This is a genomic window from Candidatus Limnocylindrus sp., assembly GCF_040397215.1.
Taxonomy (GTDB): Bacteria; Chloroflexota; Limnocylindria; order Limnocylindrales; family Limnocylindraceae; genus Limnocylindrus.
The window spans coordinates 83,207-100,569 of the sequence record NZ_JBBAWK010000003.1 but is presented as its reverse complement, the minus strand read 5'-3'; the positions used below and the strand labels follow the sequence as shown (position 1 = coordinate 100,569).

18 protein-coding genes and 1 tRNA gene are annotated in these 17,363 nt (G+C 61.8%); 6 read left to right on the top strand and 13 right to left on the bottom strand.

Going from position 1 to position 17,363, the window contains the following annotated elements; all coding sequences use genetic code 11:
- The first annotated feature begins 47 nt into the window (after positions 1–47).
- Positions 48–785, top strand: coding sequence for an endonuclease III domain-containing protein (locus AC3LCN_RS01850; protein WP_488648389.1), 738 nt, complete (start codon positions 48–50; stop codon positions 783–785).
- A 13-nt stretch (positions 786–798) separates the two neighbouring features.
- On the opposite strand, the gene AC3LCN_RS01845 is transcribed toward AC3LCN_RS01850, so the two are convergent.
- Positions 799–1,440: a hypothetical protein gene (locus tag AC3LCN_RS01845; protein WP_488648388.1), complete on the bottom strand. Its 642-nt coding sequence runs from the start codon at positions 1,438–1,440 to the stop codon at positions 799–801.
- A 35-nt stretch (positions 1,441–1,475) separates the two neighbouring features.
- On the opposite strand from AC3LCN_RS01845, the gene AC3LCN_RS01840 reads away from it, so the two are divergent.
- The gene (locus tag AC3LCN_RS01840) at positions 1,476–2,543 is read left to right on the top strand and encodes a type 1 glutamine amidotransferase family protein (RefSeq protein ID WP_488648387.1); all 1,068 of its coding nucleotides are present in this window, start codon (positions 1,476–1,478) and stop codon (positions 2,541–2,543) included.
- Here AC3LCN_RS01840 and AC3LCN_RS01835 read toward each other — a convergent pair.
- On the bottom strand, positions 2,540–3,322 hold the full coding sequence (locus AC3LCN_RS01835) for an SDR family NAD(P)-dependent oxidoreductase (RefSeq protein ID WP_488648386.1): 783 nt from the start codon (positions 3,320–3,322) through the stop codon (positions 2,540–2,542). The two genes, AC3LCN_RS01840 and AC3LCN_RS01835, sit on opposite strands and share 4 nt — an antisense overlap.
- Positions 3,323–3,342: 20 nt before the next feature.
- Here AC3LCN_RS01835 and AC3LCN_RS01830 point away from each other — a divergent pair, with 20 nt between their 5' ends.
- Complete coding sequence (locus tag AC3LCN_RS01830; protein WP_488648385.1) at positions 3,343–3,855, top strand: DUF421 domain-containing protein; 513 nt, start codon at positions 3,343–3,345, stop codon at positions 3,853–3,855.
- 15 nt (positions 3,856–3,870) lie between these two features.
- On the opposite strand, the gene AC3LCN_RS01825 is transcribed toward AC3LCN_RS01830, so the two are convergent.
- The 3 genes from AC3LCN_RS01825 to AC3LCN_RS01815 form a co-directional block, all read right to left on the bottom strand.
- A tRNA-Ile gene (locus AC3LCN_RS01825) sits at positions 3,871–3,947 on the bottom strand.
- Positions 3,948–4,009: 62 nt separating this feature from the next.
- Complete coding sequence (locus AC3LCN_RS01820) at positions 4,010–4,654, bottom strand: DUF4236 domain-containing protein (protein ID WP_488648384.1); 645 nt, start codon at positions 4,652–4,654, stop codon at positions 4,010–4,012.
- A gap of 43 nt (positions 4,655–4,697) precedes the next feature.
- Complete coding sequence (locus tag AC3LCN_RS01815; RefSeq protein WP_488648383.1) at positions 4,698–5,504, bottom strand: UbiA family prenyltransferase; 807 nt, start codon at positions 5,502–5,504, stop codon at positions 4,698–4,700.
- Positions 5,505–5,541: 37 nt separating this feature from the next.
- On the opposite strand from AC3LCN_RS01815, the gene AC3LCN_RS01810 reads away from it, so the two are divergent.
- Together AC3LCN_RS01810 and AC3LCN_RS01805 are read left to right on the top strand one after the other, a co-directional pair.
- Positions 5,542–6,546, top strand: a complete 1,005-nt coding sequence (locus AC3LCN_RS01810; protein WP_488648382.1) for an ABC transporter ATP-binding protein — start codon at positions 5,542–5,544, stop codon at positions 6,544–6,546.
- Positions 6,543–7,355 (top strand): ABC transporter permease, encoded by an 813-nt coding sequence (locus AC3LCN_RS01805; protein ID WP_488648381.1) that lies wholly within the window; start codon positions 6,543–6,545, stop codon positions 7,353–7,355. Before AC3LCN_RS01810 ends, AC3LCN_RS01805 begins: the two co-directional genes overlap by 4 nt.
- Before the next feature lie 13 nt (positions 7,356–7,368).
- On the opposite strand, the gene AC3LCN_RS01800 is transcribed toward AC3LCN_RS01805, so the two are convergent.
- The 5 genes from AC3LCN_RS01800 to AC3LCN_RS01780 form a co-directional block, all read right to left on the bottom strand.
- Positions 7,369–8,370 (bottom strand): ABC transporter ATP-binding protein, encoded by a 1,002-nt coding sequence (locus AC3LCN_RS01800; protein WP_488648380.1) that lies wholly within the window; start codon positions 8,368–8,370, stop codon positions 7,369–7,371.
- On the bottom strand, positions 8,367–9,434 hold the full coding sequence (locus AC3LCN_RS01795) for an ABC transporter ATP-binding protein (protein WP_488648379.1): 1,068 nt from the start codon (positions 9,432–9,434) through the stop codon (positions 8,367–8,369). The genes AC3LCN_RS01800 and AC3LCN_RS01795 overlap by 4 nt, the downstream gene beginning before the upstream one ends.
- Positions 9,431–10,315, bottom strand: a complete 885-nt coding sequence (locus AC3LCN_RS01790) for an ABC transporter permease (RefSeq protein WP_488648378.1) — start codon at positions 10,313–10,315, stop codon at positions 9,431–9,433. Before AC3LCN_RS01790 ends, AC3LCN_RS01795 begins: the two co-directional genes overlap by 4 nt.
- On the bottom strand, positions 10,315–11,319 hold the full coding sequence (locus AC3LCN_RS01785; RefSeq protein WP_488648377.1) for an ABC transporter permease: 1,005 nt from the start codon (positions 11,317–11,319) through the stop codon (positions 10,315–10,317). The genes AC3LCN_RS01790 and AC3LCN_RS01785 overlap by 1 nt, the downstream gene beginning before the upstream one ends.
- Positions 11,320–11,437: 118 nt before the next feature.
- Positions 11,438–13,072 (bottom strand): ABC transporter substrate-binding protein, encoded by a 1,635-nt coding sequence (locus tag AC3LCN_RS01780; protein ID WP_488648376.1) that lies wholly within the window; start codon positions 13,070–13,072, stop codon positions 11,438–11,440.
- 221 nt (positions 13,073–13,293) lie between these two features.
- Between AC3LCN_RS01780 and heR the strand changes: the two genes are divergently transcribed.
- Positions 13,294–14,184, top strand: coding sequence for a heliorhodopsin HeR (gene heR, locus AC3LCN_RS01775; RefSeq protein WP_488648375.1), 891 nt, complete (start codon positions 13,294–13,296; stop codon positions 14,182–14,184).
- 72 nt (positions 14,185–14,256) lie between these two features.
- Here heR and AC3LCN_RS01770 read toward each other — a convergent pair whose 3' ends face one another.
- The 3 genes from AC3LCN_RS01770 to ctaD are packed head-to-tail and all read right to left on the bottom strand — an operon-like array spanning position 14,257 to position 17,358.
- On the bottom strand, positions 14,257–15,102 hold the full coding sequence (locus tag AC3LCN_RS01770) for a cupredoxin domain-containing protein (protein ID WP_488648374.1): 846 nt from the start codon (positions 15,100–15,102) through the stop codon (positions 14,257–14,259).
- A 25-nt stretch (positions 15,103–15,127) separates the two neighbouring features.
- Positions 15,128–15,733: a cytochrome c oxidase subunit 3 gene (locus tag AC3LCN_RS01765; protein ID WP_488648373.1), complete on the bottom strand. Its 606-nt coding sequence runs from the start codon at positions 15,731–15,733 to the stop codon at positions 15,128–15,130.
- Positions 15,733–17,358, bottom strand: a complete 1,626-nt coding sequence (ctaD, locus tag AC3LCN_RS01760) for a cytochrome c oxidase subunit I (RefSeq protein ID WP_488648372.1) — start codon at positions 17,356–17,358, stop codon at positions 15,733–15,735. The genes AC3LCN_RS01765 and ctaD overlap by 1 nt, the downstream gene beginning before the upstream one ends.
- Between the last annotated feature and the right edge of the window lie 5 nt (positions 17,359–17,363).

Below are 17,363 nucleotides of genomic sequence, written 5' to 3'. Positions count from 1 at the left end.
GCACAGTGCGCCGTGAATTGGCGCGGCTGGGAGGCTACGATGCAGGCATGCCACCCGCACGAAAACGGCCAGTTTCCGCACGAAGTAGCCCGGCGCAGACCTGGGTGAAGCGGCTGAAGAAGGGTCGCCCTGGGCTCGTCGAGGACGCCCTATCGGGCCTCGCCACCCTCTATGGTACTCCGGTCTGGAAGCCACGGATGGACCCGATCAGTGAGCTCGTCACCACGATCCTGAGCCAGAACACCAGCGACACCAATGCGGAACGTGCTTTTACGGCGCTCCGCGCCCGCTACCCAAATTGGGCGGCGGTTGAGGCAGCACCGGTGCGCTCTATTGCGGCGGTCATCAAGAGTGGCGGGCTTGCCGCGCAGAAGGCGCCGCGCATCAAGGCGGCACTCCGCGCTACGCGCGAACAGAGCGGCTCGTATGACCTGACATTTCTTACGGCAATGGAGCCGCTGGCGGCGCGTGACTGGCTCACCGCCATTCCGGGGATCGGACCGAAGACCGCTTCGATCGTGATGCTCTTCTGTTTTGGCGTGCCACTGATGCCGGTCGACACACATGTGGAGCGCGTCTCAAAGCGGATCGGCCTTCTGCCACCAAAGGCGAGTCTGCAGTTCGCTCATGACGCCTGGTTCGATCTAGTAGAGCCGTCGCGCATGTACGAGGCACACGTTGCGCTGATTCGTCACGGCCGCGGCCACTGCGATGCGCTCCGTCCAGATTGCGAGCGCTGTCCGATTCGCGTGCGTTGTCGCTACGTTGAAAAGCGCGCACCGTAGCGCGTTGTGTTTTCTAGCGCGCGTCGCTGCGGTGTGCGCTCACTTGTGACCAGGGTGTGCTCCTAAAGTCGAGGCCGCCGGGCTCGCCCGATGTGCGCGATCCAAGGCCGAGGACTTCAACTGCAGCGCCGGTTGGCAGCGCAAGTCGCGGGCCACCGTTTGGCAACGCCGCATCGGCAAGGTCGGCGAGTCGCTCATCGTTGCCGCCAGTCGCGTGCGCCAGAATGCTCCACGCGCCGAGCGCGCCGATGCCATCAATCACGCGAATAGCGTGGCCGCCGCAGGTGCACGAGGCGGCGCGCCGACCGAGCGCCATCGCTGACGCCGAGTCGGCAAGGATCGTGAGATGCGGCAGCGTGAGGGCATTCGTGAGTTCACGTACCCGCTCTGGTTGATCAAGGAGTCTCGTAGCATCGCCACCGCATAAGAAGAGCGTTGTTGGCTCAGTTGACTCCTGCGGCAGATGACTGATGAGGGTCGCCTCACGACCAACGGCGGCGAGGAGCTGCTGGAGGGAGCGCGCCTGCCGATCGTCGTCTGAGGCAATGGAGGCGAGCAGCAGGGGGCCAGGTTGTGCGGCGAGCCAGTGCAGCGCCTCGGGCCATGCCTGGGCTGAGCGTCCGAGTCCGCCGCCAGAGAGGTAGAGGGTTGCCATGCCTTGATCGTACTGGGCTGCGCCATACTTACGGCATGACGGCAGAAACGGCTCCAGGGAGAATCGTCCTGATCGGCTCCGGTGAGATCGGCCCATCGATGGCGCCGCTACACCGCAGCCTGGTCGCCTCCCTGCCGAAGCGCAGCACCCCGTCGTCACTCGTTGCCCTCGACGGGAGTTACGACTTTCAAACGAACCGTGCCGAGATGGGCGAGAAGATCGCCGTCTTCTTCCGCTCGAAGGTCGGCATCCCGACGACGGTGATTGGTCTCCCAGAGACTGATCGGGCCGGCGCCGATCTTGCCCCGTCGGCCCTCGCCCCAACGATCGCCGGTCTGAACGCGGCTGACCTGATCTTCCTGGGACCAGGCTCCCCTTCGCGCGCCCTGCGTCGTTGGGGCGGCACGCCGATCGTTGAGCAACTCGTCGCTCGCATTCAGAGCGACGCCACGCTGATCGCATCGTCGGCTGCGGCAGCCGCATCAGGGCGATTCACGATCCCGGTCTATGAGATCTACAAGGCGGGAACGAACCCGGTCTGGCTTGATGGCCTCGACATCATCGGCGCGCTCACGGGTCTTGCTGTTGCGATCGTTCCTCACTGGAACAACAGCGAGGGCGCCACGCACGACACCTCGCGCTGCTTCATCGGCGAAGGCCGCCTGCAGCAGTTGGAGCGCGCGCTCCCTGATGGCGCTGCCATCCTTGGCATCGACGAGCACTCCGCCCTCACCATCGACCTTGGTGCGAACAGCGTCACCGTTGGCGGCAAAGGCGCGGTGACCATTCGCATTCCAGGGATTGGCGAAACAGCAATGCACGGCGGCGCAACAGAGTCCCTGGCAACGTTTGTCGCACGATTTGGTGCCGCAGCCGGCGCACCGCGCGCCGCCATCTCGACGACCGAAGTGCCTCTCCCCGTGCCCACAACGAGCCCTGGGGTGGATGTGAGCATCGCCGTGGAACAGCTAATCGCGCTCCGTGCAGCCGCGCGCGCCGAGCACCGATTCAGTGATGCAGACGCACTCCGCGCAGCGATTGAAGCACTTGGTGTGGAGCTGATCGACGAGCCGACCGGAGCGCGCTGGAGTCTTCGCGCTTAACGAGGGAAGCGGGCGCTGATCGCTCCCATGCGGCGCAGGAGGAAGCTCGGCATCAGGCTCAAGAATCGTGCTGAGAGTGCATTCATCCATCCCGGCACCACAAGCGCACGTCCATCACGGAGCGCCTCAAGGGCAACACGGGCAACAGTGTCCGCAGAGGTCAGCAAGAAGCTCGGCAGGCCTGAGCTCTGGCTCAGCCCCGCGCGATCTTGCCATCCTGTTGGCGTAACCCCTGGAGCGACGCAGGTGACGCGGACGCCGAACGGTTTCGCCTCTTCATGCAACGCAAGGGTGAAGTGCCGCACGTAGGCTTTCGTCGCAGCGTAGGTGGTGAATCCAGGAAACGGAATGAACGATGCAAGTGAGGAAACATTCAGAATTCCGCCGCGCTTTCGTGGCGCCATGGCAACGAGTGCCGCGCGTGAAAGGAGCGTCAGTGCGGTGACATTCACTGCGATCTCATTCGCTTCGCCAGCGCCATCGAGCTCCGTGATCTTGCGGAACCGTCCGTAGCCTGCGTTGTTCACTAAAATCTCAATCGGTCGAGCTTCATCGGCGATGCGTGCTTCGACCTTCGCCACGTCGACACCTTGCGAGAGGTCGGCAACGATCGTCTCACTCGCGGCGCCGGCTACGGCAGCTAGAGCGGCGACGCGCGCCAGCTCATCTCCGCGGCGTGCCACGAGCACGAGATCATGACCACTCGATGCCAGACGCAGGGCGATGCGCTCGCCAATGCCCGACGAGGCTCCCGTAATCAGCGCAATTGGACGTGCCATGAGAGGAGTATGCTCTGGGCATGGAACTTCTGCTGGGAATCGTTCTGCGCACCACTGCCGTCTACTTTTTCCTTCTCGTCGGCTTGCGCCTGCTTGGCCGCGGCGAAGCGGCACAGCTCCGCACGATCGACTTAGTTCTGCTTCTTGTGTTGGCTAATTCTCTGCAGAACGCTATGGTCGGCGCCGACACGAGTTTGCTGGGCGGCATCGTCGCCGCGGCAACACTCCTAATCCTTGCCCGCCTTCTCCATATTCTTGAGATGCGCTTCCCCCGGTTACGTCGCGGTATTGAGGGTGAGCCAATCCTTCTGGCACGCAACGGACGCGCGCTGCGCAGTGGCCTTGCGCTTGCGAATATGAACACCGACGACCTTGCCCTCGCGGCGCGGCGCGTTGGCATCGGCGACATTACGCAGATCAAGTTGGCGATCCTTGAGGCCGATGGTGAGGTCAGCGTCATTGGTGGTCAGTCGAGCAAAGCGCCCGCACGGCGCACGAGCCGAACGCGCACCACAAAACGGGCTCGAAACTAGGCGTTGATCTGAGTTTGGTAGGGGGGCCTGGAATCGAACCAGGGACCGCCGAGATATAAGCTCGGAGCTCTAACCAACTGAGCTACCCCCCCTTGGAGGACGTACCGCCATCGTGCCGTACCGCGTCAGTATGGGGTCAGAAGGGCGGGTCGCGCTACCTCACCACCAGGATGATCTCAAGCGCCTCACGCTGGTCGCCGAGCGTGCAGACCACGGTGATCACCGAACTCGCAGCCTTCGCCCCAGCGGGCCATGTGACCAAGGCGGTCCCACTCTCGGGAATCTCAAAAGGCTGTGGCGCCTCGCCTGTGCGCGCCGCAAGCGGCACGCCGAGCTCACACGCGGATCCGTAGGCGGCACTGATTTCGAGGCTGACATCGGCACCGCGCTTCACCGCCGCCAGCGGCGCTACAGAGAGTGCCAGCGGAACACTCGCATCGGGTGTTGGTGAGGCGATGGGCGTCGGCTCTGGGGTCGGGTCCGACGACGGTCGCGAGCCACCGTTGCTCGGGGCGCACTGCTGAACGATGAGGCCAAGGGCGAGCAGCGCGAGAAAGATGGTGCCGCAACCAACCCCTCCGCCACTCGGCGTCTGCGCGCCAGAATCTACATCGCCGGCGCCTGAATTTTCGGTATAGGAGACGCCGGTCCCAGGAACGCCAATTGTGCGGCGGATGCCGCGTCGGCCAACGGTGACACGGGCGCCGCGAACGCCACCCGAGAGCGAGAGCCCGCCCTTACTAAGGTTGACGCTCAGTCCAGGGGCAATGCGGATGCGTCGAAAGAGGCGGAATCCCATAGGCGCATCCTGACACGCTCCTCACGCAGATGTGAGGCGTTGTTCAAGAAGGCGAAAGGGCGAGCCCAAATGCGCAGCAGGCAAGACCGAGCGCACTGATCTCCCAGCCGCGCCGACGGGTTTGCACTCCGGGCTGCCACCCGAGCGCCAGGCCGATGAGCAACAGCGCTCCGCCAATCACTTGCGAAGAAAGTAGCGCAGCCCCACTCAGGCTGATGGTGAGCCATGCGACAAGATGCAGCACCGCCGCAGCGGCACGTGCCGCTCGCTCACCAATACGCACCACAACACTGCGCATGCCCGCGGCAGCATCAAGGCTGAAGTCGGCGAGCGCGTTCTGTAGTGCCAACGCACTTCCGCCAGGAATCGCTGCGGCGCTGAGTAGAAGAATGTGCAGCGAGGGTTCGCGGCTGGCGGCACTCCAGGCGAAGAGCGGAATGAGAGAAACGCCAAGGGCGAAAGGGAGGAACGAGGCCCAGGTCCGCTTGATCCCTATGTCGTAGAGGTAGCCCAGCGTTGCGCCAAGCGCCGCAATCTGCAGGCTGAGCGCCCCCAGCATGCTCGCCGCGCCGAGGCCGATCGCAGCCCCAGTTGCGATCACGGTTCGCGCCGTGCGCTCACTCACCTCGCCCGTTGCGATCGGCTTCTCCACTCGTCCGCGATCCGTACCGCGATCCAGGAGGTCGTTGAGGGCCCCAATTGATGTGTGGACGCCAAGCATCGTGATTGCTGCCAGGGCAGCTTGGTCCACCCTTCCACCGGCTACAAGGGTGAGGCCCGCTGCCACGACCGCATTCAGTGTCGTCGGGAGCGGGTGCGCCAAACGAATTAACGCGGGAAGGCTGTTCATAGAGCGAGCCTACCCTGAGAGGGGTAGGATTGCGAACATGGCACCTACCCCCGCAATCGTCGTCACGGACCTCGTCAAGCGCTACAAGGGCGCGGACCGCAATGCCGTTGATGGCGTCACCTTCTCTGTTGAGCAGGGCTCCCTCTTTGCCCTCCTTGGGCCAAATGGCGCGGGTAAAACCACCACGATCAGCATCCTTACGACCACACTCGCCGCAACCTCAGGGAGCGTGCAGATTGCAGGCGCCGACTTGGCGCAGGACCAGTCAGAGGTGCGCCGCCGCGTCGGCATCATCTTCCAGAAGCCATCCCTCGATCGCGCCTTAACCGGCGAGGAGAACTGCCGCTTCCATGCTGCCCTCTACGGCGCCTACGCCTATCGCCCATCGTTCTCGCTCATGCCGCAGGAGTACCGCGACCGCGTTGTTGAGCTGGGCGCACTTGTTGGCCTTGACCGCGACGATCTCTTTAAAAAGATCTCCAAGTATTCCGGCGGCATGCGTCGCAAGCTTGAGATCGCCCGTTCTCTGCTGCACAAGCCGCAGGTGCTCTTCCTTGACGAGCCGACCGTTGGCCTCGATCCAGAGTCGCGTCGCTCGGTGGCCGGCTACCTCGACGCGATCCGTCGCAGTGAAGGAACGACGATGGTCCTTACGACGCACTACCTCGACGAGGTGGAGATCGCCGATCAGGTCTGCATCATCGATCGCGGCAAGATTGTGGCGAACGGCACGCCGGCTGAGCTGCGCGTTGGCACTGGCGTTACTCGCGTTGAACTTGAGGCGGCGGATCGTGTCGCCCTCGGCGCAGAGATCGAACGGCTCGGCCACACGCCGCAGGTAATCTCTGCCGGATTCGCCGTTGAGGTGAAGGGTGCGGAGCCAGCCCACACGCTCTTGCGTGACCTGAAGACGCCGCTTACCCGCTTCGAAGTGCGCAGCCCGAGCCTTGAAGATGCCTACCTGAAGATCGTTGCCGCAACCGCCGATGATCGCGAAGAGTCGCCGCTCGACGATGCGCCGCGACGTGGGTTCCGCCGATGAGCACGCCGAACACCTACTCGACCACGATGCGGTTCAGCCTGCGCCGTGAGGCGGCAGCTGCGGCGGCCATCGCCGCTCGCGATGTCACCAAGCTGCTGCGCGATCCGATCCGCCTCGTTGGCGGACTGGTCTTCCCCGCCCTCTTTATTGGCGTACTTGGTGGAGCCTTCGCCTCAAACTTCCAGTCGCCGGGTATCGACCTGCTCCCATTCATCTTTGCGGGGCAGCTGGCGCAGGGTGTCTGGCAGTCATCGGCGCTCGGGCTCGTCTCCATCCTTGAGGATCGCGAGAACGACTTCAGCCAGGAGATCTTCGTTGCGCCGATCGGACGACGCACGATCCTTGCCGGCAAGATTCTCGGCGAGTCGCTCGTCGCCTTCCCGCAGGCCTTCACCGTTATGGCTTTCGGCATCGTGCTCGGCATCCCGCTCACGCTGGCGCAGGTCTTCGCGATCATCCCTGCCCTCATCCTGGTCGCCATCTTCGGCGCCTCGTTTGGGGCACTGATCGTCAGCCTGCTGCCAAATCAGCGCTCAGCGAACCTGCTCTTCCCGTTCATCTTCCTGCCTCAGTTCTTCCTCGCCGGTGCCTTCAACCCGATCCGCAACCTGCCCTGGTACCTCGACATCGTCAGCCACATCGCGCCGCTGCGCTACGCCGTCGATCTCATTCGTGGTGCCTATTACGGATACCCGAATCCGGCGGTGCTCGGTGACCCAACGTGGACGGTTGGTGTCATCGCAATCTCGACCGTCGTCATGCTCTCTGTGGGCACCTTCCTCTTCGTACGCAGCGAGCGCAACCGCTAAGCGCTCTTCCGCGCTACGCCTTGTCGGGGAAGTGGCAGGCGACCTGGTGGCCCGTTGAGACCTGCACCAGCTGCGGCGATTCCGTGTTGCAGCGCTCCGGGTTGCCGAGCTTCTCCTTCAGCCAGCAGCGCGTCTGGAAGGCGCAACCGCTCGGCGGATTCGTTGGCGACGGCACGTCACCCTTCAAGATGATGCGCTTGCGCCTCTTCTCGATGGCTGGATCAGGAATCGGCACCGCCGAAAGTAGTGCAATCGAATACGGGTGCACCGGCGAGCTATTCAACTCGGCCGAAGGCGCAACCTCAACGATCTTTCCCAAATACATCACCGCGGTGCGGTCGCTGATGTGGCGCACCACCGAGAGGTCATGTGCAATGAAGAGGTAGGCGAGCCCAAGGCGCTGGCGCAGCTCGGCAAGCAGGTTGAGGATCTGGGCCTGCACGCTCACGTCGAGCGCACTGACCGGCTCGTCGGCCACAACCAGGTCTGGGTTGAGGGCGAGCGCACGTGCCACACCGATGCGCTGGCGTTGCCCACCAGAGAACTCATGGGGGTAGCGCTCGGCGAAGCGCGGATCGAGTCCGACGAGTTCGAGGAGCTCGGAGACACGACCGCTTCGTTCTGCGCTAGTGCCAACGTTGTAGATGTCGGCTGGCTCGCGCAGGATCGCGCCAACGGTCATGCGGGGGTTCAGCGAGGCATATGGATCCTGGAAGATCATCTGCACGCGGCGTCGAAGGTCGTGTAGCTCTCTCCCCTCGGCAGTCGCCAGATTGTGACCGTCAAAGTTGATCGTGCCTGCGCTCGGCTTCACGACGCGGGTGATCGCACGTGCGACCGTGCTCTTGCCGCAGCCCGACTCGCCAACAAGGCCGAGGATCTCCCCCTTCGCTACTTCAAACGAGACGCCATCAACCGCGCGCACTTCGGCGACGGTGCGCTCGCGCACCAGGCCTTCGCGGATTGGAAATCGCACCGCGAGGTCTTTGACTGTTAGTAGTGGCTCGCCGCTCATCGGGTGGCTCCTCCTGTGCGTGGCAGTGGGCGCCCTTCGGCAACCTCTGCAGGGGCGACTGGGTTAAAGCAGGCCGCCACGTGCGTTGCGGTTGGGCCATTCGTCACGATTGGGCCCTTGCCGCCATCAATCGGCGACAGGGCAGGCGTCTCGGTCGCGCAGCGCTCGGTGCGCCAGGCGCAGCGCGCGTAGAACGAACAGCCCACTGGCGCATCAATAAGATCCGGGGGTCGACCTTCGATGGGCACCAGCTTGCCGCCCGTCTCGCCGTCGAGACGCGGGATGGAGCGCAACAGGCCAACGGTGTACGGATGGCGTGGGTTGGCGAAGAGGTCGTCGGTGGTGCCTGATTCAATCACCGCACCTGCGTACATCACGTTGATGCGATCGGCCATGCCGGCGAGGACGCCAAGGTCGTGCGTCACCAGGATCGTGGCGGTACCGCGCTCCTCGGTGAGGCGGCGGAGCAGGTCGAGCACCTGCGCCTGGATGGTGACGTCGAGCGCCGTGGTTGGCTCGTCGGCAATGAGCACGCGGGGCTCAAGGGCGAGGGCCATGGCAATCATTACGCGCTGCCGCATGCCACCAGAGAACTCGTGTGGGTAGCTACGGAGTCGTGACTCTGGATTGGCAACGCCAACCGCGGTGAGCAGCTCAATAGCGCGAGTCCGCGCCGCCTCCTTCGTGACCTCGCGGTGGGCCTGAATCGTTTCGATCAACTGCTCCTCAATGCGGAGCACCGGGTTGAGCGAGGTCATTGGGTCTTGGAAGATCATGGCGATCTCGCTGCCACGCACCTGGCGCAGCTCCTCCTCCTTGAGGGTGGTGAGCTCACGCCCGTCGAGCTTGACGCTCCCACCTTCGACGCGGCCAGCAGGCTTCGGCAGCAGGCCAACGATCGCCAAATTCGTGACGCTCTTGCCGCAGCCAGACTCACCCGCCACGCCAAGCGTTTCACCCGCCGCGAGGTCAAACGAGACACCGTTCACGGCATGCACCGCACCGTCATGCGTGCGGAAGCGCACCACGAGGTCACGAACCTCGAGCAGGTGTTGGTCGCTCATCGCTTCAACTTCGGGTCAAGCGACTCGCGCAGCCCGTCTCCGAGAAGATTAAATCCGATCGCCGAGATGACGATTGCACCACCAATAAAGACCACGATGTGTGGCGCGGTCTGCATGAAGCGCCGTGCGTCAACGAGCATCGTCCCCCACTCTGGTGTGCGCGGGTCAGCTGGTCCGAGGCCCAAGAAGCCGAGGCCAGCGATGTCAATGATGGCGGTGGCGAGCACCAGCGTCGCTTGCACGATGAGCGGGGTGAGCGCGTTCGGCAACATGTGTCGCACCAGGATGCGCATACGCGAGGCACCAATAGTTCGTGCAGCCACAACGTAGTCGGCCTCGCGAAGCGCCAGAAGTGAGCCGCGCAGCAGTCGTGCAAAGGTCGGCGCGTAGCTCACCGCAATGGCGAACATCAACTGCACCATGCCACGCCCAAGGGCAGTCACGATACCGATCGCCAGCAGGATGCTCGGGATCGAAAGAAAGACGTCGGTTAGGCGCATGATCACGCCATCGATGCGCCCGCCGAATCCGCCGGCAATGGCCCCAAGAACGCCACCGATTACGAGGGCCAGGACAACGGCACCAACGCCAACGAAGAGGCTGATCTGGGCCCCGTAGAGGACGCGCGAGAAGATGTCGCGCCCCAACAGGTCAGTGCCAAAGAGGTGTGTCAACGACGGCGCATCGAGGCTGCTCCCGTTCATGGCATATGGGTCAAACGGCGAAATGAACGGCGCAAGGACTGCTGCAAGGGCGAAGAGCACGATACAGACGAGCCCGACAAGTGCCGGGCGGTTGCGGCGCAGGCGGCGGGCGGCATCACCCCAGAGCCCACGCGAGGCTCGCGCGATCTGTGGGTCGACAAGGGCGGTGCGGAACATCATTGGTAGCGAATCTTTGGATTCAGCAGGGCGTAGCCCACATCGACGATCAGATTCACGACGAGGAAGATCACGGCAAACACCAGGATCGTCGATTGCACGATGGGATAGTCATGGTTCTCGATGGCGTCAACCACCCAGCGACCGACACCATTCCACACAAACACCGTCTCTGTGAGCACCGCACCGCCAAGGAGGCCGCCAATCTGTAGACCAACGACGGTGGTCACTGGGAGCCAGGCGTTGCGCATGACGTGACGGTTATCGACCGTCTTCTCCTTCAGACCCTTAGATCGTGCGGTGCGCACATAGTCCTCGTTCGCCACCTCGATCACGGAGGCGCGGGTGATGCGCGTGATGATCGCCAGAGGGATTGAGCCGAGGGCAATGGAGGGGAGGATGAGGTGGCGCACCACGTCGACAAAGAGATCGAGGCGCCCGGCCAACAGTGTGTCAATGAGCAAGATGCCCGAGGTGGCATCAAATCGTGCCCGCGCATCAATTCGACCCTGAGTTGGGAGCCAGCCCAAGATCACGCCAAAGATCACGACGAGCGCGAGGCCAAGCACAAAAACCGGGATGCTCACGCCGAAGAGGCTGACTCCGGTAATAAGGCCGTCGACCCAGCCGCCCACCTTGCGGGCTGCGAGGCGGCCGAGTGGAATCCCAACGCCGATCGAGAAGATCAGCGCCCCAATCGTGAGCTCAATCGTGCCTGGGAAGCGAGTCAGGAACTCACCCAAGAATGGCTGCGAGTTCACGACGCTGGAGCCGAGATCGCCAGAGAGCGACTTGAGCAGATACGAGATGTACTGCTGCCAGAGCGGCAGGTCGAGGCCCAGATTGACGCGGAGCGCGGCGCATGCCTCAGGGGTGCGGTGCTGCCCAAGGATGGCAACGCACGGGTCGCCGGGGAGGATGCGGATGTAGGCGAAGAGCAGAATGGAGAGCCCGATGAGCACGGGAATCGCGGCGATCAAGCGGCGAACGATGTATCTGCCCATCAGGGCATTCTAGGGGCGAAACGCCGTCGCCGCCCCCTCAGCCTCACGGCCAAGGGAGCGGCGACAGATGCTCTGGTTAGAGCGAGAAACGCACCGCCTGGGGCGGCGCGCTACTCAGTTACGGACGATCGAGCCAGACCAGGTTGAGCGGCTCGTTCAATCCTGCAGAGCCGATGAAGCCCTTCAGGTCAATCGAGGCAGCTGCCTGCGGCTTCGAGTTGGCGACTGGCACGGATGGCATGTCGGCACGGATCAAGTCCTGCGCCAGCTCCCACTGTGTCTTCGCATCAGCCTCGGTGCCTGCCGCAAGTGCGGCATTCATCGCGGCCTCGACTGCATCGTTCTTGTAGGCAAACTCGGTTGACGGAGCTCCATTGACATACCCGAAGAAGGCAGTCTTCAAGAAGTTGTCCGGTCCGGCCCAATCGCCGGTCCACCCGAGCAGCCACATCTCGTACTTGCCGGCGTACTCATCATCAAGGTACCCACCGCGCCACGGGGCGTTGTTAGGAACAATGGTGAAGCCAACGGCCTCGAGATTCGCCGTGATCGCTTCGAAGATGCCCTTTGGATCAGGCATGTACGGGCGGGTCACGTCGTTTGGATACCAGAAGTCGATCGTAAGGTCGGTTTCACCCGACTCTGCGATCAGGGCCTTCGCCTTCGCAACATCATACGTTGGGAGGCCAAGATCCTTGGCGTACAACACGCCTGCTGGCATCCAGTTCGTGGCCTTCACCGCCGCGCCGGCGTAGAAGGTCTTGATCAGATAGTCGTAATCGATCGCATTGGCGATCGCTTCACGAATCTTCACGTTGTTTACCGGCGTGTAGTTCTGGTTCATTGAGATCTGGAACGTATTGAACGACGAACCACGATCGATCAGCTGCAGCTTTGCGTTGGCCTTGATGGTTGCCGCATCCACTGGAGCAATCGTCTGGGCAAGGTCGATTTCGCCCGCAGCGAGACCGTTCAAGCGCTGTGCCTCTTCGGCAACGGCCTTGAAGACGATCGCGTCGACGTGCGCAATGTGCTTGGTGTCCCAATAGGTTGCGTTCTTGACGATTTCGACGCTGTCGCCAACCGTCCACTTGTCAAACGTGAATGGGCCCGTGCCAACCATTGAGCCAGCGCCACCCTGGGCGCCGGTGATCTTGGTCACATCGGACTCGGTGTTGTCACCCTTGCCCAGGGCCAGCGCCGTTGGCGACTGGATCCCGAAGACCGGAAGGGTCTGGGTCAAGATGAAGTTTGAGCTTGGCTTCTTCAACTTCAATGCGACGGTTGAGGCGTCTACAGCGGTAGCCGACTCAAGGTTGCTATTTGCACCGTAGCCGCCAAAGACAGCGCCAATGTAATAGGTGTAGTCCTGGAGCTCAGTTGGGATGTTGATGAAGCGGTTGTAGTTGTACACGACTGCGTCGGCATTGAAGTCGGTGCCGTCGTGGAACTTGACGCCGCTGCGCAGCTTGAACGTATAGGTGAGTGCATCGGCGCTCATCGTATAGCTCTCTGCGAGCACTGGAACAACCTTTGAGGTTGATCCTGGCTCAAGGCCGACGAGGGTTTCGACAACCTGCTGAATCACATACGACGAGTTGCTGTCGTCTGTGAGTGCGGTGTCGGTTCGCACGATGTCGCCTGGCAGGGCGACAATGAGGGTTCCACCCTCTTTCGCTGCAGGGGTGCTCGAGCACGCCGCGGCGACCATGAGGAGGGCGCCAAGAATGGCACCGATCCGTAGGTTCTTCATGTGTTCTCCTTACAGTGGCGAGTTTGCCCGGGCCCGTTGCCCGGCCGTCGCGGGGTTTCCACGATCGCCTCATCCTAACGCAGCCTATGCACGAATTAGGTTCAGATAGCGCAATATTCGGCCGATTTCACGCACGATTTGGATAGAGCGCGCCTGCGCCGCTACCCTCAGGGGCATCAGGCTGAAGTCCAGTCTGCAGAAAGAAAAAGGGAGGAACCTTTATGGCAGTAGCCAAGAAGTCCGCGCCAACGCGCGCGGCCGCCGCCAGCACCGGGGTAGCAACATCGTTTGCTGCCATTCCGGCTGCCCGAGCGAAGCAGCTCTTTAACTGGAATCGTGCGCTCGTCGTGCTGCACGGCATCCAGGCAATCATCATTGTGGTGATCAGCCCTACTGCAGCGGCGGTCCGCTTCATTGGGCACTACCCAGTCCAGGGGCCAATCGTCAATGGCGTGCCAACGCTGAGCTCCGAATCGCAGCTGCTCTTTAGCTTCCCGCTCGCCTACCTGGTTGCGGCGTTCTTCGGCCTATCGGCCCTGGCGCACTTCCTGGTGGCGTTCCCTCTGCGCAAGCGCTATGAGGGCTGGCTCGCTCGCGAGTTCAACCCAATGCGTTGGGCTGAGTACGCGCTGAGCTCGACACTCATGATCGTCGGTATCGCCTCACTGAGCTTCATCACCGATGCAGGCGCACTGATCGCACTCGCCGTGGCGAATGCCTCCATGAACCTGTTCGGCTGGTCAATGGAAGAGGCGAACATCGGCCGCAAGAACGTGCAGTGGAGCCACTACATCTTTGGCTGCATCGCCGGCATTGCGCCGTGGATCGCCATCTTCATCTCGTTTGGCCTCTCGCTCGCGCACTGGCCAACGGGCACCACGGCAAACGGCGTGGACTTTGCAGCCTTCAAAACTGTTCTGATCGTGATCTATGTAAGCCTCTTCGTGAGCTTCAACATCTTCGCGATCAACATGGTCTTGCAGCGCTTGAAGATTGGTAAGTGGGCTGACTACCTTCACGGTGAGCGCAGCTACATGATCCTTTCACTGGTGGCAAAGACCCTGCTCGCGTGGCAGGTCTGGACAGGAGTTTTCCAGCCAGGGTCAAACTAGCCACTGGCGCCCAATTAAAGAATCACCCCGGCTCACCGATTGGTGGGTCGGGGTGATTTTTTGCACTAAGGATTATGGAACGAGTTCAATCGTCCCCTTCATGTTCGGATGCACTTCGCACCTAAAGGTGTAGATCTTGTTCGCATCGAAGGCGGGGAGCGTGTACTCCTTCGTTGCCACACCAGCGAACTGCTCGCCAGAAAAGACGGTCGTGCCGCTCTCCACAATCGCAAAATTGTGGGGGATGCCACTGTCTTTATTGGTAAATGTGAGCGTGACTTCCGTGCCAGCCTTGACAACGAGCTTGTCGAGATTGAACTTCACGCCCGAGGCAACAATCTCGGGAGCCGCTGGGTCTGCACCTGTTGGCCCTGGGTCGGCCTTTGCGCCGCCAGCAAAGATGGCCGACTGACCGATTAGCAGACTGAAGAAGGCAATGAGAACGACGTCAACGATGCGGCGTGATGGGCGCAGTGGTGTTGGATTCTTGATCGCACCACTGCCTGCTGTGACGACAGCCTTCCACTCTCGACGAGAGTCGATCAGCCAGCCGATCATGGCGATGCCAAGCAACACCGTGCCGAGGGTGAAGAACGGCAAGTTGACCGCGAGGCCAAAGAACATCACCGCAGCACCGGCGCAGATCGCAATCGGCATGAACGATGACGAAGGCAGATGCACGCCAGCTGGCGCGCTCTTCGCGGCTGGTGAGTGCTTTCCAGGGAACTTCTTCCATGCTGGAATGGCGGCATGGCTCTCGGCTGTGCCCTGCGCATAGAGCAGAATGTAGGTCATGAGGCCCATGGCAAGGCCAGTGATCGCCAGCATGAAAGCCATGTGTGGGTCGTCGGCCACGATGAAGAAGACAAGTGCCGCCGCCTCAAAGATTGCGCCGATTACGAGTGCGAGACCAAACATGGTGTGCCCTCCCGAACCAGACGACTCAGGCGATATAGAGCAGGGCGAAGAGGAGTAGCCAGACGACGTCAACGAAGTGCCAGTAGATCGAGGTTGCTTCGACCATGTCGTGGTGCTCTGCCGAGAACTGGCCAAGTCCACCGCGATAAAGGCAGACGGTGAGCATCAACACCCCGCCAAGGACGTGTGCGCCGTGGAAGCCGGTCAGCACATAGAAGGTGCTGCCGAATACCCCGTCGGCGATGCCGAAGCCTAGCTGGGTGTAGTCGTACGCCTGGCCGAGCAAGAAGGTCACGCCAAGCAACACGGTCATGAGGAGTGCCCGGTTCATTCCTTGTCGATCACCCTTGCGAATGCGCCACACGGCGACCTGGCAGGTGACTGAGCTGAGCACGAGCAGGCTGGTCATGATTGCGGGGAATAGGATCTCGCCGTGAAGCTCGAACGCTCCATTTCCCGCAGGTGGCCACGTGCCCGTTGCGGTACGAAGGTTGAAGTAGGCGGCGAAGAGCCCTGCGAAGAACATGATCTCGGAGACGATGAAAAGGAGCATCCCAAGTACAGGGTTGCCGAGCCCCTTCTTGCCGTGACCGGCACTGTGGCCGCTCGTCATGACTGCGCCGTCACTCATTATTCGTGCTCTGCCCCCGTGCGTGCGTGTCGGGCGTCAAAGAGTGGTCGCTCGGAGGTGATAGCTGGTAGTCGGTCGAAGTTCCACGCTGGTGGCGGCGACGAGGTCGCCCACTCTAGGGTGTTCGCCTCCCAAGGGTCATCGCCCGCCTCTTCACCGCTGCGCAGCGAGATAAAGACGTTCCAGAAGAATGGAATAAAACTCGCACCGATCATGAATCCGCCGATCGTTGCCGCCAAGTTCAGGTCGTTCCAGCCAGCGGTTGGCGAATAGTCAGCGATGCGTCGGGGCATCCCCGCGAGGCCAAGAAGGTGCATTGGTAGGAAGGTCAGGTTCAACCCGACATACATCAGCGCGAAGTGGATCTTGCCGAGACGTTCGTCGAGCATCTTTCCCGACATCTTCGGGAAGTAGAAATAGATGCCGGCCATGATGCTGAGGAACGATCCGCCGAAGAGCACGTAGTGAATGTGCGCGACGATCCAGTAGGTGGCGTGGATGGCGTAATCGACTGGCACAGACGCACTAAAGACGCCGTTGATGCCCCCGATTAGGAACATGCTCAGGAATCCGACAGAGAAGAGCATCGGCGTCGTGAACGTGATCTGGCCGCGCCACATTGTGGCGATCCAGTTGAAGAATTTCACCCCTGTTGGCACCGCAATGAGGAAGGTCATCACCGAGAAGAAGGGCAAGAAGACACTGCCGGTCGTGAACATGTGGTGGGCCCACACGCTGAAGCCAAGGGCGCCGATACCAGCGGTGGCGAAGACGAACGCCTTGTAGCCGAAGAGTGGCTTGCGGCTAAACACTGGAAGGATTTCGGAGATCACACCCATTCCAGGCAACACCATAATGTAAACGGCGGGGTGGCTATAGAACCAGAAAATGTTCTGCCACAGAATGGCCGAGCCACCAAGCGCTGGATCAAAGAACGCGCCACCAAAGTTTCGGTCAATGAAGAGCATTACGAGCGCGCTGGTCAACACGGGCGTGCCCATCAGCACCAGCACGCTGGTGACGAGCACCGTCCAGGTAAGAATCGGCATGCGGAAGAGGGTCATTCCTGGGGCGCGCATGCGGAAGATGGTGACCATGAAGTTCACGGCGCCAAGGATCGAGCTGGTGCCGACGAGCATCACCGCCACGATCCACAGGTTCATGCCTGGGCCAGGGCTGTACTTAATGCTGCTGAGCGGTGGATAAGCAGTCCAACCCGCATCGGCTGCGCCGCCGAGCAAGAAGCCCGTTACGACAACGAGGCCAGAGAAGGGGACCATCCAGAAGCTGAGGGCGTTGATGCGCGGGAAGGCCATGTCGGGCGCGCCGATCATGAGCGGCACAACGTAGTTACCGATCGCCGCCAGGAACGGAATGATGACCCAGAAGATCATCACCGATGCGTGCATCGTGAAGAGCTGGTTATAGGTTGACTCCGTGAGGAATTGGAGGCCCGGCTGCGCGAGCTCAGCGCGGACGAAGAGGGCAAGGGAGCCACCGACGCCGAGGAAGATGAACGACGAGATCGTATAGAGGATGCCGATCTTCTTATGGTCGGTCGTCGTCAGCCACTCATAGAGGGTGGTGCGCGGTCGTGCTATCGGTCGAACTGCGGTGGCTGCCATGATTT